Here is a 15349-nt window from a genome sequence, read left to right on the forward strand (position 1 = left end):
CTAGACTGACGCCTGGCCATGCAACCGATGACACCCAATGACGCTGCAACAGCAACTCGACACCCTATACCAGAACGAGTCCCGTAAGGTTCAGGCCACTTTGATTCGTTTGCTCGGTGATTTCGAACTGGCCGAAGAAGCCATGCAGGAAGCCTTCTTCGCCGCGCTGCACCAATGGCCGGAAGAAGGTCTGCCGGACAACCCCACCGCCTGGCTGATTCGAACCGGACAGCGCCGCGGCATCGACCAGATTCGCAAGCGCCAGACCGCTCGCAAATACCAGTATCTGGCCGACACCGAGGAAGCTTTCGACCCGGAACAGGATAACGACGCCATCAGCGATGATATGCTGCGGCTGATTTTCACCTGCTGTCACCCGAGCCTGACCCAGCAGGCGCAGCTCGCACTGACACTGAGAGAAATGTGTGGCCTGACCACGGAGCAAGTCGCCAGCGCTCTGCTGCAAAAACCCACGACCGTGGCGCAGCGCATCGTTCGTGCCAAGAGCAAGATTCGCGCATCGGGCATTCCCTACGAAGTGCCGGAGCGCAAAGAACTGCCTAAGCGGCTCGGCAGTGTTCTGAAAGTGGTCTATCTGATGTTCAACGAGGGGTATTCCGGCAGCGATGGCGAACAGGTGTTCAAGATCGACCTGGCCGAAGAAGCCATTCGCCTCGCCGGCCAACTGGCCGACCTGCTGCCCGAGGCCGAAGTCTGTGGCTTGCTGGCACTGATGCTATTCCACGATGCCCGCAAAGCAGCCCGCCAGGATGACCACGGCGACCTGATCACCCTGGAAGATCAGGACCGCTCGCTCTGGGATGCCGACCAAATTGCCATCGGCCGCCAGTGGTTAAACCGTGCTGCAGCAGCCAGCCCCGCAGGCCCCTATACCCTGCAAGCCGCCATCGCCGCAGCCCATGCCGAATCGGGCGATGCCGATCTTACCGACTGGCAACAGATCGTCGCACTCTACGAAGCGCTCTACCAACAAATACCCTCACCTGTTATTGCATTAAATCGGGCCGTCGCGATAGCCATGCGCGATGGTCCGGCAACAGGTCTGGCATTGCTCGACCAACTGGAAAGCCAGAAAGCCATTCAGGCCTACTACCTCTATCACGCAGCCCGTGCCGACCTGCACCGGCGCCTGGGTAATCACAAAGAGGCAATAAGTGCCTATCAACGCGCACTGGCGTTAACCCAGCAAGGGCCCGAGCAACGCTTTTTGAATCGTAGGCTGAGTCAGCTGATCCGCCCCGAGTAAAAAGCAATTCGGAGTTTGGGTTGGGTGGGTTGCCGAGGGGGTGTATAGGCGTACCCGGTAGCCTGCACTTGATCTGTGGCTAACCAGAATTCCGAATTGACGAAAAAAGTTGGCGAACCTGTCGATTTGTTCTTTGCTTCCACGACTTGGAAATGAACTCATTACAAAGGGAGCTGCCATTATGAAATACATGCTGATTCGCAAGGCCGATACCGACACTGAAAACGGTGTTATGCCGTCGCAGTCTTTGCTGCAAGCCATGGGTGAATACAACGAACGGTTGCAGCAGGCTGGCGTGCTTGAAAGCGGGCAAGGGCTGACACCAAGCCGTGAAGGGTGTCGCGTTGAATTTAAAGACGGAGAAACGATGGTTACCGACGGCCCCTTTGCAGAAAGCAAAGAGCTTATCGCGGGCTATACCATGCTGAACGTTCGCTCGAAAGAGGAGGCCATTGAATGGGCCCGGCAACGGCCGCCTGAAGATGCCGGTAAAGGTCTGTGCCTGGAATTACGTCGTGTCTATGAAATGGCCGATTTCGAACCCGGAGCGGGGCTGGATACTCATGTGAAGCTGACTGAGAAAATGGCTCGGCTGCCCAGTGGGCTGAACATTCACCTGTCGTTTCAGGGCAATTGCCGTGAGGCCTTAACCTTCTACGCTGAAGTTTTTGGTGGTGACCTTGAGCCATTCTTTACCCACGGCGAAAGCCCGGATAAAAGTCCGTTTCCTGCCAGTTGGAACGATAAAATTCTAAATGGATCGGTGAATCTCGGTGGCCGGCGGTTGATGGGTGCCGATATGCCCGAAAGCGCCTACAGCCGCCCGCAAGGCGCTATGATTCAGCTCGATTATCTGGATCCGGCGCTGGCGGGCGACATTTTTGAAGAACTGGCCGACGGCGGTAATGTAATCATGCCGTTCGATCAAACCTTCTGGGCTTATCGATTTGGCATGGTGACCGACCGATTCGGCATCGGCTGGATGATCAACTGCACTGACAAGCCGGAATAATCAATTCGTTCAAGGAGCATTAGATGAAATACGTCGCATTAGTGTACTACCCGGAAAGCACGATCAACGCCATGACCGAACAGGAGTGGCATGACCTGAATCAGGAATGCATCGGGTGTGTGGAACGGCTCAGTGATCAGGGCAAGTTTCTGGCCGGCCAGGCGCTGCATCCGGTTGAAACCGCCACCACGGTGCGGGTCCGGGATGGCGAGGTATTGATGTCGGATGGCCCCTTTGCGGAAACCAAGGAGCAACTCGCGGGTTTTTACCTGCTCGATGCGGTTGACCTGAACGAAGCACTGCAACTGGCCAGCCGGATTCCGCCGGCGAAGCTTGGCAGCATTGAAGTCAGGCCGGTGCGCGAGTTGCCGCCGAAAGATTGAGGAGACATGTTATGAGTTATATCGATGGATTCGTAGCGGCCGTGCCCACGGCCAATAAAGAGCGTTACATCAAACATGCCAACGAGGCGGCGGAAGTGTTCAAGGAGCATGGCGCCCTGAATGTGATTGAATGCTGGGGCGATGATGTACCAGAGGGCGACGTGACGTCATTTCCGATGGCGGTGCAGTGCAAGCCGGATGAGACCGTGGTGTTTTCCTGGATTGTCTGGCCCTCGAAATCGGTACGAAATGAACGGATTGCCCAGGTGATGGCCGACCCTCGTCTCGGCCCCGATACGAACCCCATGCCCTTTGATGGTAAACGACTGATTTATGGCGGGTTCGAGCGCGTGGTGGACCGTTAAGCCGGAGCCCCCTGGTTGGGTCCGTCCGCCTGAACCAGGTGGTGAAAGATCACCTGGTTACGCCCTTTCGACTTGGCGCTGTAGAGGGCGTGATCGGCCTGTAACAGCATGTCCTGAACAGTGGTGTGGTTTTTGTGCCGTTGTACACCGCCTACACTGGCGGTGATTGCAATGGCCTGGCCGTCAATCATCAGCGGTTTCTTTGCCAGGCACCGGCACACGCGCTGGGCGATGTCTTCGGCTTCCTGTGCATCGATACCGGGCAGTGAGACGGCAAATTCCTCACCGCCCAGGCGGGCGAGAATGTCCTGCTCGCGCAATTGCGTTTGCAGGGTTCGGGCGGTCAGTTGCAGGCACTGGTCACCAACCGCATGTCCCCACTGATCATTAACTTGCTTGAAGTAATCGAGATCGACCATCAGCACCGTGAAAGGGGACCCCAGGCGCACTGACTCGGTGAACAGGCCATCGGAAATATTAAAGAAGGCACGGCGATTGAGCAGTTCGGTCAGTTCATCCTGATTGGCCAGTCGTTTTAGGCGCTGCTCGGTAGCCACATAAACCAATAGAGGGAACAGCATGGCGGTGCCAGTGGTCAGCAAAATGTGGCTGGCGAGTACCAGTTCATAAGCCCAGCCTATATTGTTTCCGGTTGCCCCTGGCATCGGACCCAACGACAGAGCGGCCAACACCAGCATGACCACGGCATGTGCTCCATAGAGGGATAGTAACAGCAGCCGGGGTGCAGGGCTGCGCAACGAAAGCTGACGAATCCACACAGCACCGATGGCAAAGCACCCAGCCATTAACAGCGCTGTCATTGCGCTGAACTGAGCTTTGTCGGGGTAGCTTGCGATGAGTAGGATGCTGGCGAAAATGAACAGCATGAGCGATCTGGACCGAGTCACTCGTAGAGGAACATCCACACCGATAAAATCCCGGATTCCAACAATGGCGAGAATGGGGGCTGCCAGCAACATCAGGTTAGCCAGTCCATAGGTCACCACCGGCAGGTCGATGGTCGACCGTGCACTGGCCAGTGCAATACCGAGCGAAAATACCAGGCACGATAATGCCCAGTGCAAAAAGCACGGTTTGCGCTTACTCAGATCGTAAATGACCACCAGCAGCAATCCGAGCAGAGCATTTAAAATCAGAGTGATGACAATCAGAGTCGGCAGGTGCACCGGTTGCCTCTTGGCGACGATTGGCGGGATAGAATAGCCCAGGGGGTATCGAAATTCACACAAGTCAATGAGCCGCGGGGGTTTAACCGGTCGTCCACCCGATGCACGAGTCGGCCGCAAAACCGGTATACTTAGGCAATCGGCCCTCAAATGCGGTTTCTTAATAGGCTTAGACCTTTACAGTAGGCTTAAGTTTTGACAAATAAAACCGCCAAAAAACTGACCGGACAATGCAAACCATGACGGACACGTCAACACATCGGCGCACGACACCCCTGACCGTATACGGCGCTGCCGCCTTCATGGTGGCGCTGGCGATTGCTTACTCGAATGGCATGGTGCCCCGAACACTGGTGTCGCTCTATCTGGTCATGAGCCTGCTGTGCTATGCCGCCTATGCGCTGGACAAAGCGGCGGCCCAAAACGGTCGCTGGCGGATCGCCGAAAACAGCCTGCACCTGCTGGCTTTGTTTGGAGGCTGGCCAGGTGCCCGCATCGCCCAGCACCGGTTTCGGCACAAGACGCAAAAAGCGGCCTTTCGCCGCCTGTTCTGGGTAACGGTTGTGTTGAATCTGGCGGCACTCGCCTGGCTAATGACACCCGACGGGTCCTCTGCCCTGAATGGCTTTCTGACCGAGCTCTATCGGGCGCTGCCCTGAGTTTACTCACTCAGGTTTGGGAGTTCGTTCGGGTGACTACGGGTTGCCGAGGCACCTATTCAGCCCGAACTCTGAAACTTGAGTGACGCCCGCTTAAGCGGGCGCCCCGATCCGGGCGCGTATTTCCCACAGGTCCGGGAAGACGGGTTTGAATAGCGTATTCATCAAATACTCGGCACCGCTTGAACCGCCGCTGCCTATCTTGGCACCAATGGTGCGTTGCACCATTTTAACGTGCCGGTAGCGCCACTCCTGCAGGCCTTCATCCAGGTCCACCAGCAGTTCGCACAGCGATGCCAGCTCGTGATCGGTCTGGTAAATCGTCAGCAAGGCTTCCTGCACCTCGGCATTGGCTTCAGTCGCGGCAGTCGGTTCCGGTTGGGTAACAGCGTCCGGAATCGAATAGCCCCGGCGGGCCAGCAATTGCATAAATACCTGCCACAGCGAACGGTCACGGTAGGCGGCTTCAAGCATCTGGCGGCCGACACTGCCTTCCGGCTGAAACGTCAGTGGCTGTGGCCGTTTGTGGCCCAGGGCAAACTCGATGGCCCGGAACTGATAGCTCTGGAAGCCGCTGGCGGTATCGAGCCGGCTGCGAAAGCTTTCGAACTCAAGCGGCGTCATGGTTTCCAGGATATCGATTTGTGACACCAGAGTTTTGAAGATTTTCAGAATGCGCTTCAGCGTATGACTGGCCCGGGGCAAAGCACCCTCATCCAGCCTTTCTGTTAAAAACCCAAGTTCATGACGTACCTGTTTGAACCAGAGCTCGTAGGTTTGGTGAATGATGATGAACAGCATTTCATCGTGTTCTTCAGGCTCGGACTTGGGGTGTTGCAGGTCGATCAGGTCATCGACTTCGAGGTAGTCGGCATAGGTCAGCATACGGATTCTTCAAATTGGATAGTTGTTTCCGGGATGCTAACTGGAATAGTGACCGGGCGCACGGCGAGACCCGGTTAAGCAGAGTGTTACCCTGTGGAAGGCAGGTTGTACGAAAGTGTTACCGACCCCAGGGCCAATGCTCAAAGCCTTAGGGCTGCAAACGCTGCACGGTCCAGACATGACCCTCGCGCTGATACATAAAGCGATCATGCAGCCTTCCGCTACGGCCCTGCCAGAACTCGATGCGCTGCGGCACGACCCGGTAGCCACCCCAGAATGAGGGAAGCGGGATTTCATCCTGACCAAAGCGATCTGTCATTTCCTGATAGGCGTTATCGAGTGCTTCGCGGGATGAGATGCTCTGGCTCTGGTGGCTGGTCCAGGCACCGATCTGGCTGGCCCGCGGGCGGGAGTGGAAATAGGCTGCCGATTCGGACTCGCTGAGCTTTTCGGCTACCCCATACACAATCACCTGGCGTTCGAGCGGTAACCATGGGAAATGCAGGCTGGCCTTGGGGTTCGCAGCCAGATCGCGGCCCTTGTGGCTGTCGTAATTGGTGTAAAAGACGAATCCCTCTTCGGTTAACCCTTTTAACAGAACGACACGCTGGCTCGGCTGACCGCTGGCATCTACGGTGGCCAGCACCATGGCGGTCGGGTCTGAGTTCAGGTCGGCCTCTACGGCCTGACTCATCCAGTGCTCGAACTGCGCCAGGGGGTTGGCGTCGAGATCTTCCTGGTTCAAACCGCCGCGCAAATAATCGCGTCGAATGTCTTCAAGTTTCATCCTGTTCTCCAAAAAAAACACTGGTTAACACCGGCTTAGCGGGTCTGGCACTGCGGGCAGAAAAAGGTACCGCGGTTGCTGGTGCGCAATTCGCGAACAAGCGTCTCGCAACGGTGGCAAGGCAATCCGGTGCGTCCATAGACGTTGAGCGACTGGGCGAAATAACCCGCTTTGCCATCGCCACCGACAAAGTCGCGTAGCGTAGTACCGCCCTGACTGATTGCCAGCGCCAGCACCTGCTTGATGTTACTGACCAACTGCTCGCACTCTTTACGGGTGATACGCCCAGTTGGTTTGTGCGGGTAAATGCCGCTTAGAAACAGCGCCTCATTGGCATAGATGTTCCCCACACCCACCACAATACGCGCGTCCATAATAAAGGTTTTGATCCGTGTCGTGCGTTTGCGACTTTTTCTGAACAGATAGTCGGCGGTAAAGGCATCCGTTAATGGCTCGGGGCCCAGGTGAGCAATCAGTTCATGCTCGTCGATCGGCGCCTCGGTATAAAGCCAGGCACCAAAGCGACGCGGGTCGTTGTAACGCAGGCGCACGCCATTATCGAGCTCAACGTCAATGTGATCGTGCTTGCCCGGCGTCGGGTCATCAAGCAACACCCGCACACTGCCCGACATACCCAGATGCACAATCAGCATGCCCCGCTCCAGCTCGATCAGCAGGTATTTGGATCGCCGATGAGTGGCGATAATGCACTGATCCTGAACCTGTTCTGGCAGTTCCGGAGGTACCGGCCAGCGCAGGCGCGCATCGCGCACCGTCACCCGACTGATGCGGCGGTTCAGAATGTGCGGTTCAATGCCGCGCCGGGTGGTTTCGACCTCAGGTAATTCAGGCATGGGGTTCCTATGGCATGGGCGAAGGCTCATAACTCAAGTCACGGAGCTCGGTTCAGTTAGGTGGCATTTGTCCGCATCGGATACCGGGTATGCCTCTGTGGGGTCGGCGTATATCCATCCATGGAGCCTAGGCCGCAGGATATGACTCCCATCCATGGGAGTCACCCTTCGGGCTCGCTACGCTCATGCTAAAACGCTCCAGGCGTTTTAGTCCCTGCTGCGGACTTCCCCACAGAGGCATACCCGGCACCCGATGCTAGTCTCTAAGGCGAGCTCCTGAGCTTTAGCAATCATACATCGTTTAGCAGGTTAGATTAGTTATCAACAGACACAAAAAACCGGAGGCGATGACCGGCTCCGGTTTTTTTTAAACTCAAGCTTCTGTGTTTGCAACAGGCTAAGTATCAGGTGCCGGTTATCCCTCTCCGGGGTAGTTCGCAACATGGAAGTTGCGATCTAGGCCCCATGGACGGGTTGAGTGGGCGGCATCCCGCACGCCCCCGGAGAGGGATAACCGGTGACTGATACGGACTCCTGCCACATACAGACGATTAGCCCTTCATGGATTTGAAGAACTCGTCGTTGGTCTTGGTTTGTTTCAGTTTGCTGGTCAGGAAGTCGATCGCGGCGACGTCTTCCATCTCGGCGAGCAACTTGCGCAGAATCCACATACGCTGCAGCTCTTCAGGGCTGGTCAGCAGCTCTTCGCGACGGGTGCCGGAACGGCGCACGTTGATCGCAGGGAAGATGCGCTTTTCCGCGATCTTGCGGTCCAGGTGCACTTCCATGTTACCGGTGCCCTTGAACTCTTCGTAGATCACTTCGTCCATCTTCGAGCCGGTATCGACCAGGGCCGTGGCCATGATGGTCAGTGAACCGCCTTCCTCGACGTTACGCGCGGCACCGAAGAAACGCTTCGGGCGTTCCAGGGCGTGGGCGTCGACACCACCGGTCAGTACCTTGCCGGAGCTGGGTACAATGGTGTTGTAGGCGCGGGCCAGACGAGTAATAGAGTCGAGCAGAATAACGACATCCTGCTTGTGCTCGACCAGGCGCTTGGCCTTTTCGATCACCATTTCCGCAACCTGAACGTGACGGGCCGGTGGCTCGTCGAAAGTCGACGCGATCACTTCGCCGCGCACCGAGCGCTGCATGTCGGTCACTTCTTCCGGGCGTTCATCAATCAGCAGAACGATCAGGTGTGTTTCCGGATTATTGCGGGTAATCGCCTGGGCCACGTGCTGCAGCATCAGGGTTTTACCGGCCTTCGGTGGCGAGACAATCAGGCCACGCTGACCTTTACCGATGGGCGACACCAGATCGAGAATGCGGTTCGCCAGATCTTCGGTCGAGCCATTGCCGGATTCGAGAATCAGGCGCTCTTCCGGAAACAGCGGAGTCAGGTTCTCGAACAGAATCTTGTTTCGGGTGCTTTCCAGCGGCTCATAGTTGATCTTGTCGACTTTGAGCAGGGCAAAATATCGTTCGCCCTCTTTTGGTGGCCGGATTTTGCCCGAAACGGTGTCGCCGGTGCGCAGATTGAAACGTCGAATCTGGCTGGGAGACACATAAATGTCATCCGGGCCGGCCAGGTAAGATGCCGTGGCCGAACGCAGGAAGCCGAATCCGTCCTGTAATATCTCCAACACACCATCGCCCCAGATGTCTTCGCCGCTTTTAGCGTGACGTTTGAGAACGGTGAAAATCAGATCTTGTTTACGAGACCGGTTCAGGTTATCGAGTCCCATTCCCTTGGCAATTTCCAAGAGCTCGGGCACTGGTTTGGTTTTTAAGTCACTCAGGTTCATAGGGTTTGCGGTTTTATTAGTCTTGGGAAGATGATCGGGCAGGCCGCCCGGAGACGTGGTTGGAAGCGTAGATAAACAGGTTTAAGGCACTATAGGCCGAGTCGGCAGGGGTGTCCAGAAAAGTTTCAGCACACCCCGGTGGTATTCAGGGCCGGGGTAACCGGCCCGAACACTCTATCACAGGTTGCCCTGGATAAACTCGATCAATTGGGTCTTGGACAGGGCGCCGACCTTGGTCGCCACCACTTCACCGCCGCGAAACATCATCAGCGTCGGGATGCCACGAATGCCGTACTTTGGTGGCGTGTTCGGGTTTTCATCAATGTTCAGCTTGGCCACGACCATGTTATCGGCGTACTCGGTGGCCACTTCTTCCAGAACCGGAGCGATCATCTTGCAGGGGCCACACCATTCGGCCCAGTAGTCGACCAGTACGGGCTTGTCGTTGCCCAGTACGTCGGTTTCGAAGCTGTCATCAGAGACGTTTTTAATGTGTTCGCTCATTAGGTTCTGTACCGTTCTCTTGGCTGATTAGGAATTGGGTAAATGCGAAATCGCAAATCGACAGGCAGCCTAACTCAGGAATCCGGCTGATGTCTATTGGACTGTGGTCAAAGGTGGCTGGTACAGTCCGTTTCCGCACAAAATGACTGCGGCCTGCTCACATTTCAAGGCCCAATCACTGATTTTAAGGTCTAATCGACGTTATCGGCCGTTTTTGGACAGTTTTTGGGCCGCAGCAACGGCAAAGTAGGTCAAAATGCCATCGGCCCCGGCCCGTTTAAAGGCCATGAGGCTTTCCATCATCACCGCATGCAGGTCCAGCCAGCCATTCTGGGCGGCTGCCTGGTGCATGGCGTATTCACCACTGACCTGATAGGCAAAGGTGGGCACCTGCAGCTCGGTTTTCACCCGGTGCACGATGTCGAGGTAGGGCATACCGGGCTTGACCATCACCATATCAGCCCCCTCCTGAAGATCGAGTGCCACTTCGTGCAACGCCTCATCACTGTTGCCAGGGTCCATCTGGTAGCTTGCCTTGTTGCTCTTACCCAGGTTGCCCGCCGAACCGACCGCGTCCCGGAACGGGCCGTAGTAGCTGGAGGCGTATTTGGCCGAGTAGGCCATAATCTGGGTGTTTACCTGCCCGGCGCCTTCCAGTGCCTGGCGAATGGCACCTATTCGGCCATCCATCATGTCACTCGGGGCGACCACATCGGCACCAGCTTCCGCCTGGGACACAGCCTGCAGCACCAGGGTTTTTACGGTAATGTCATTCAGGACATAACCGCTGTCATCAATGATCCCGTCCTGCCCATGAGTCGTGAATGGGTCCAGTGCGACGTCGCACATGATGCCAAGCTCCGGGTAGGCCGCCTTGAGCGCCCGGGTTGCCCGCTGTGCCAGGCCGTCGGCGTTGAACGCCTCTTCTGCCAGCAACGATTTCTTGTTGGCAGGCACAACCGGAAACAGCGCCAGCATCGGAATACCCAGTGCCACCCAGTCGGCCGCCGCTTCCACCAGCAGATCGACCGACAACCGCTCCACCCCGGGCATGGAAGGCACGGCTTCACGCTGCTGCTCACCTTCAAGCACAAACACCGGATAAATCAGGTCATCGACACTGAGGCGGTGCTCACGCACCAGGCGGCGCGAGAAGTCGTGCGCACGCAGGCGGCGCAGGCGGGTCTGGGGGAATTGACGCACAGTCGGGCTCCGGGAACATCGATAAGGGAGGCTGAGTCTAGCAAAGGTCGCCCGCTAACAGGAACCGCGACAGGAGTACCAGTCGCCCCGGCCGGTCTAACTCGCTACAATAGCGGCACTGTCTTATTAACACGGCCTTGATGATTTTTCGGAGTTTGCACCCAGCCGAGTGTTAGCTGCCCGGTGTGCCTATCCGGGGTAGTCCGCAACATGGATGTTGCGGCCTAGGCCCCATGGATGGGTTTACGCCGACCCCGGATAGGCACACCGGGTGGCTGACACGGACCAAAGGCAACACTCTGAGACTTGAGTTTTCAGGGACGACCCATTTTACGGTGGTCTGGCCGACATTTAATTGTCAGACCGGCCCGCGGAGATTCCATGTCAGAGAAAGACACAGCCTCATCCGGCAACGGCACGCCCGAAGACACCACGCATTTCGGTTATCAGACGGTCGCCACCGGCGAAAAGCAGAAGCGCGTGGCCGACGTTTTTCATTCCGTTGCGGCTAAATATGACCTGATGAACGATCTGATGTCGTTCGGTGTGCATCGCTTGTGGAAGAAATACACCATCGAGCTTTCCGGGGTGCGTCGGGGTAACCGGGTGCTGGATATTGCCGGTGGTACTGGTGACCTGAGTTACGATTTTGCCCGCAAAGTCGGGCCCGATGGCCTGGTGGTGCTGGCTGACATCAACGACTCCATGTTGAAAGTCGGTCGCGATCGACTGGCGGACCGGGGCATCGCCGGAAATCTGGAAACCGTACAGGCCAATGCGGAGTACCTGCCGTTTCCGGATAACCATTTCGATGTCATAACCATGGCGTTTGGCTTGCGCAACGTTACCCATAAAGAGAAGGCGCTGGCCGAGTTTAACCGGGTGCTGAAACCGGGCGGTCGGGTGTTGGTGCTGGAGTTTTCCAAGCCAAGGAACGACGTGCTCAGCAAAGCCTACGACGTCTACTCATTCAAAGCGCTGCCACTGATCGGCCGGGCCGTTACCGGCGATCCGGACAGTTACCAGTACCTCGCTGAATCGATTCGCATGCACCCGGATCAGGACACGCTGAAATCGATGATGGAAGACGCCGGCCTGGTGCAGGTGCGTTACCACAACCTGACTGGCGGTATAGTCGCGTTGCACCGGGGTGTTAAGGCATGAGTCTGTGGCTCTGGCCGCTGCAGCGGCTTATTAACGATGCCCTGTATTTCGATGCCCAGGCTCAGCGCAAACTGGCCCGGTTGGCCGGGCACAGCATTGTGCTGGCCATGCGCGAGCCGGATATTTCACTGGTGTTGTACATTGATGCTGGCAGCGAACCAGAGACGGCACAGATCACGCTGGCAACGGATGCCCCCGCCAACGCCGATGCCCGGGTCAGTGGCAAGGCCCGCGATCTGTTCAGCGTGTTGCGCGCCGAAGACCGGGCGCAGGCGATGATGGTGCACCAGATCGACATTCAGGGTGACACCCGCACCTTCTTCACCCTGCAGGAAGTGATGTCGACGCTCGATATCGACTGGGAAATGGCCCTTGGCGACCGGCTTGGCGACTTGCCCGCTCATGCATTGGCCGATGGCTTGCGTTTTATGGGCGGTATGGCCAAAGCCCAGGGTCAGTCGTTTGACCGCACGGTTCGTAACTTCCTGCGAGAAGAAAGCCAGTGGCTGGTACCATCGTCGCTGTGGCGCGAACATGCTCAGGCCGTGCACCAGACCCGGCTGAGCGCTGACCGCCTGGGGGCTCGTATAGCTCGTCTGCGCCAGCAAATGGATGCTCAGGACAACAACCGGGGCACATCGTGACGCTGATTCGACTGATACGCATCGCCTGGATACTCAGCCGCTACCGCCTCGATACCCTGCTTCAGCATCAGCAAGTGCCCTGGCTGCTGCGCTTTGGCCAGTATTTCTTCCCGCCCCGCTGGATCATTCCCGCCAAAGGCAGTGAAGGCCGTCGGTTGCGTCTGGCACTGGAAAACCTCGGGCCGGTGTTTGTGAAGTTCGGGCAGATACTCTCAACGCGGCGCGATTTGCTGCCTGCCGACATGGCCACCGAACTTGCCTACCTGCAAGACAGAGTACCATCCTTTCCCGGCCGTCAGGCCAAGCGTCTGATCGAAGAGGCCCTGGGCGAGAGCGTCGACACCCTCTTTGCCGAGTTCTCCGAGGAGCCCATGGCTTCCGCCTCCATCGCCCAGGTTCATGCAGCCACTTTGCCGGATGGCAAATCGGTCGTGATCAAGGTGATTCGCCCCGGTATCCGCAACGTTATCAGCAAAGATTTGCGCCTGCTGGACCTGATGGCCCGTCTGGTGATGACCATTCCCGATGGCCGCCGCCTGCGCCCGGTGGAGGTGGTCGAAGATTTCCGCCGCACCATTCTCGATGAGCTCGATCTGCTGCGCGAAGCCGCCAACATGGCCGCCCTGCGCCGCAATTTTGAAGGCTCGGACTCGTTATACATTCCCTGGGTGCATTGGGATTACACCCGCAAGAACGTGCTGGTCATGGAGCGCATCAGCGGCATCCCGGTTTCGGATACCGAGTCGCTTAACGCCGCCGGTATCAACATGAAGGTGCTGGCTGAGCGCGGCGTCGAAATCTTCTTCACCCAGGTGTTCCGGGATTCGTTTTTTCACGCCGACATGCATCCGGGCAACATTTTTGTCAGCCGCGAGCACCCCGAGTCACCGCAATACATCGGCATCGACTGCGGCATCGTCGGCTCGCTCTCGCGGGAAGACCAAAGTTACCTTGCCCAAAACCTGCTGGCCTTCTTCAACCGGGATTATTACCGCGTAGCCGAGCTGCACGTCGAATCCGGCTGGGTACCGGCGCACACACGGGTCAACGAGTTCGAATCGGCGATTCGCAGCGTCTGTGAGCCCATTTTTGAAAAGCCACTGGCCGAAATCTCCTTTGGCCTGCTGCTGGTGCGCTTGTTCCAGACGGCGCAACGCTTCGACATGACGGTGCAGCCACAACTGGTGCTGCTGCAGAAAACGCTGCTGAACATAGAAGGCCTGGGCCGACAGCTTTATCCAGAGCTGGACCTGTGGGCGACCGCCAAGCCGTTTCTTGAAAACTGGGTGCGCGAACAGGTTGGTCCCAAACGCTTTATCAAAACACTGCAGCAGCACGGCCCGAGCTGGCTGGCAAAAGCGCCGCAAATGCCGGACCTGGTGCACGATACCCTGATGAATCTGCGCAAGATCGGGGGTGTCGAGCAACGCATCAATGCTCAGCTCGAAGCCGGTCGCAAGGAGCGCAAGCAGGGTCAGCGACGCTTCGCCCGTCGTCTTGGCGCGGCGATTCTGCTGGTCGGCGTGGTTCTGATCCCCTCGCCTGCCGTTTGGTTGCAGAGCCTGTCGACCGGCCAGTGGGTTGGGTTGGCTGTTGGGGCTGTTTTGCTACTGTGGCCTTAGTCCGCGTCGGCCACCGGTGGTGCCTCTGCGGGGTCGGCATGAACCCATCCATGGGGCCTAGACCGCAACATCCTTGTTGCGGACTCCCCCGCAGAGACACCACCGGCACCCGCCGCTCGCATTGTGCAAACGCCGAAAACTGATTAAATAATCGCTGCAACAAAACGTTAAAGGTTGTGTCATATGATGGACGTTCTACAGCAATTGGCCGACACTCTGGAGGCCCGTAAGGGTGCCAGTGCCGATGATTCCTATGTTGCCTCCCTGTATGCCAAGGGGTTGGATAAGATACTGGAAAAGGTCGGGGAAGAGTCGGTAGAGACCATACTGGCGGCTAAAAACGCGGCCGCCGATCCCTCCCAGAAGGATAAAGTCATCTCTGAGACGGCGGATCTCTGGTTTCACACTTTGGTGATGCTGGCAGCGTTGGATTTGTCGCCGCAGCAGGTCGCCGATGAGTTGGCACGACGCTTTGGTTTGTCGGGTTTGGAAGAAAAGGCATCGCGCTCTACCGATTGAGCACTTGACCTGACCCCCTGATCTGGGCGCAAATAGAGCATCTTTTTTTGGAGGCATTGAGAACCTGAAGGTTCTAACAGGCGTCCGAATAAACACCGGTTGGTTTTCGACAGGCGAAGACTGACACCATCCTAAGAGGGTAGCAACATGGGTTTTGGCGGCATTTCTATCTGGCAACTGTTGATTGTACTGGCCATTGTACTGCTGATTTTCGGTACCAAAAGGCTCAAGGGCCTGGGCGGTGACATGGGCAGCGCCATCAAGAGCTTCAAGAAAGCGGTGAACGAAAACGACGAGGAAACCGCTGCCTCCGAGAAGAAATCTGAGGAAGAGAAAAAGGCAGCACTGGAAAAGAAAGACGCCCAGTTTGCTGAAACCGAGCAGGAAACCACCAAGAAAACCGATACCAGCGCCCACTAAAACCGGTCGCGCATCTGTTTATGGCCAGGCTGCCGGCTGGGCGGCCGCCACTGATCTGTTGAGAGC

General features: G+C 57.1%; 17 protein-coding genes. 10 read left to right on the forward strand and 7 right to left on the reverse strand.

Annotated features, from left to right (window positions below; translation table 11 throughout):
* The first annotated feature begins 37 nt into the window (after positions 1 to 37).
* From ABJT94_RS19800 to ABJT94_RS19815, 4 genes are all read left to right on the forward strand, one after another.
* Positions 38 to 1267 (forward strand): RNA polymerase sigma factor, encoded by a 1230-nt coding sequence (locus tag ABJT94_RS19800; protein ID WP_348474942.1) that lies wholly within the window; start codon positions 38 to 40, stop codon positions 1265 to 1267.
* A gap of 181 nt (positions 1268 to 1448) precedes the next feature.
* Positions 1449 to 2279, forward strand: a complete 831-nt coding sequence (locus ABJT94_RS19805; protein WP_348474941.1) for a YciI family protein — start codon at positions 1449 to 1451, stop codon at positions 2277 to 2279.
* A 23-nt stretch (positions 2280 to 2302) separates the two neighbouring features.
* Entirely contained in the window at positions 2303 to 2662 is a 360-nt protein-coding gene (locus ABJT94_RS19810) for a YciI family protein (protein ID WP_348474940.1), read from the forward strand.
* Between the two features lie 11 nt (positions 2663 to 2673).
* On the forward strand, positions 2674 to 3027 hold the full coding sequence (locus tag ABJT94_RS19815) for a DUF1428 domain-containing protein (RefSeq protein WP_348474939.1): 354 nt from the start codon (positions 2674 to 2676) through the stop codon (positions 3025 to 3027).
* Here ABJT94_RS19815 and ABJT94_RS19820 read toward each other — a convergent pair.
* Positions 3024 to 4214, reverse strand: a complete 1191-nt coding sequence (locus ABJT94_RS19820; protein ID WP_348474938.1) for a GGDEF domain-containing protein — start codon at positions 4212 to 4214, stop codon at positions 3024 to 3026. The two genes, ABJT94_RS19815 and ABJT94_RS19820, sit on opposite strands and share 4 nt — an antisense overlap.
* Positions 4215 to 4453: 239 nt before the next feature.
* Here ABJT94_RS19820 and ABJT94_RS19825 point away from each other — a divergent pair, with 239 nt between their 5' ends.
* Positions 4454 to 4873 (forward strand): DUF1294 domain-containing protein, encoded by a 420-nt coding sequence (locus tag ABJT94_RS19825; RefSeq protein WP_348474937.1) that lies wholly within the window; start codon positions 4454 to 4456, stop codon positions 4871 to 4873.
* A gap of 93 nt (positions 4874 to 4966) precedes the next feature.
* On the opposite strand, the gene ABJT94_RS19830 is transcribed toward ABJT94_RS19825, so the two are convergent.
* From ABJT94_RS19830 to hemB, 6 genes are all read right to left on the reverse strand, one after another.
* Complete coding sequence (locus tag ABJT94_RS19830) at positions 4967 to 5758, reverse strand: tryptophan 2,3-dioxygenase family protein (protein ID WP_348474936.1); 792 nt, start codon at positions 5756 to 5758, stop codon at positions 4967 to 4969.
* Between the two features lie 148 nt (positions 5759 to 5906).
* Positions 5907 to 6545 (reverse strand): pyridoxamine 5'-phosphate oxidase, encoded by a 639-nt coding sequence (pdxH, locus tag ABJT94_RS19835; protein ID WP_348474935.1) that lies wholly within the window; start codon positions 6543 to 6545, stop codon positions 5907 to 5909.
* Positions 6546 to 6580: 35 nt separating this feature from the next.
* Positions 6581 to 7399: a bifunctional DNA-formamidopyrimidine glycosylase/DNA-(apurinic or apyrimidinic site) lyase gene (mutM, locus tag ABJT94_RS19840; protein ID WP_348474934.1), complete on the reverse strand. Its 819-nt coding sequence runs from the start codon at positions 7397 to 7399 to the stop codon at positions 6581 to 6583.
* A 551-nt stretch (positions 7400 to 7950) separates the two neighbouring features.
* Positions 7951 to 9207: a transcription termination factor Rho gene (gene rho / locus ABJT94_RS19845; protein ID WP_028670237.1), complete on the reverse strand. Its 1257-nt coding sequence runs from the start codon at positions 9205 to 9207 to the stop codon at positions 7951 to 7953.
* A 177-nt stretch (positions 9208 to 9384) separates the two neighbouring features.
* On the reverse strand, positions 9385 to 9711 hold the full coding sequence (trxA, locus tag ABJT94_RS19850) for a thioredoxin TrxA (protein WP_127558934.1): 327 nt from the start codon (positions 9709 to 9711) through the stop codon (positions 9385 to 9387).
* Between the two features lie 201 nt (positions 9712 to 9912).
* Positions 9913 to 10914: a porphobilinogen synthase gene (hemB, locus tag ABJT94_RS19855; RefSeq protein WP_348474933.1), complete on the reverse strand. Its 1002-nt coding sequence runs from the start codon at positions 10912 to 10914 to the stop codon at positions 9913 to 9915.
* A 381-nt stretch (positions 10915 to 11295) separates the two neighbouring features.
* Between hemB and ubiE the strand changes: the two genes are divergently transcribed.
* From ubiE to tatA, 5 genes are all read left to right on the forward strand, one after another.
* A complete protein-coding gene (ubiE, locus tag ABJT94_RS19860; RefSeq protein ID WP_348474932.1) occupies positions 11296 to 12078 on the forward strand; it encodes a bifunctional demethylmenaquinone methyltransferase/2-methoxy-6-polyprenyl-1,4-benzoquinol methylase UbiE in 783 nt (260 codons plus the stop codon).
* Positions 12075 to 12722, forward strand: a complete 648-nt coding sequence (locus ABJT94_RS19865; protein WP_348474931.1) for an SCP2 sterol-binding domain-containing protein — start codon at positions 12075 to 12077, stop codon at positions 12720 to 12722. Before ubiE ends, ABJT94_RS19865 begins: the two co-directional genes overlap by 4 nt.
* On the forward strand, positions 12716 to 14344 hold the full coding sequence (gene ubiB, locus ABJT94_RS19870) for a ubiquinone biosynthesis regulatory protein kinase UbiB (protein ID WP_348474947.1): 1629 nt from the start codon (positions 12716 to 12718) through the stop codon (positions 14342 to 14344). Before ABJT94_RS19865 ends, ubiB begins: the two co-directional genes overlap by 7 nt.
* 183 nt (positions 14345 to 14527) lie before the next feature.
* A complete protein-coding gene (locus ABJT94_RS19875) occupies positions 14528 to 14863 on the forward strand; it encodes a phosphoribosyl-ATP diphosphatase (protein ID WP_348474930.1) in 336 nt (111 codons plus the stop codon).
* A 147-nt stretch (positions 14864 to 15010) separates the two neighbouring features.
* Positions 15011 to 15283: a twin-arginine translocase TatA/TatE family subunit gene (gene tatA / locus ABJT94_RS19880; RefSeq protein WP_127558922.1), complete on the forward strand. Its 273-nt coding sequence runs from the start codon at positions 15011 to 15013 to the stop codon at positions 15281 to 15283.
* Positions 15284 to 15349 lie beyond the last annotated feature (66 nt).

Origin of the sequence: Saccharospirillum sp. (assembly GCF_039982735.1) — a bacterium.
Taxonomy (GTDB): domain Bacteria; phylum Pseudomonadota; class Gammaproteobacteria; order Pseudomonadales; family Natronospirillaceae; genus Saccharospirillum.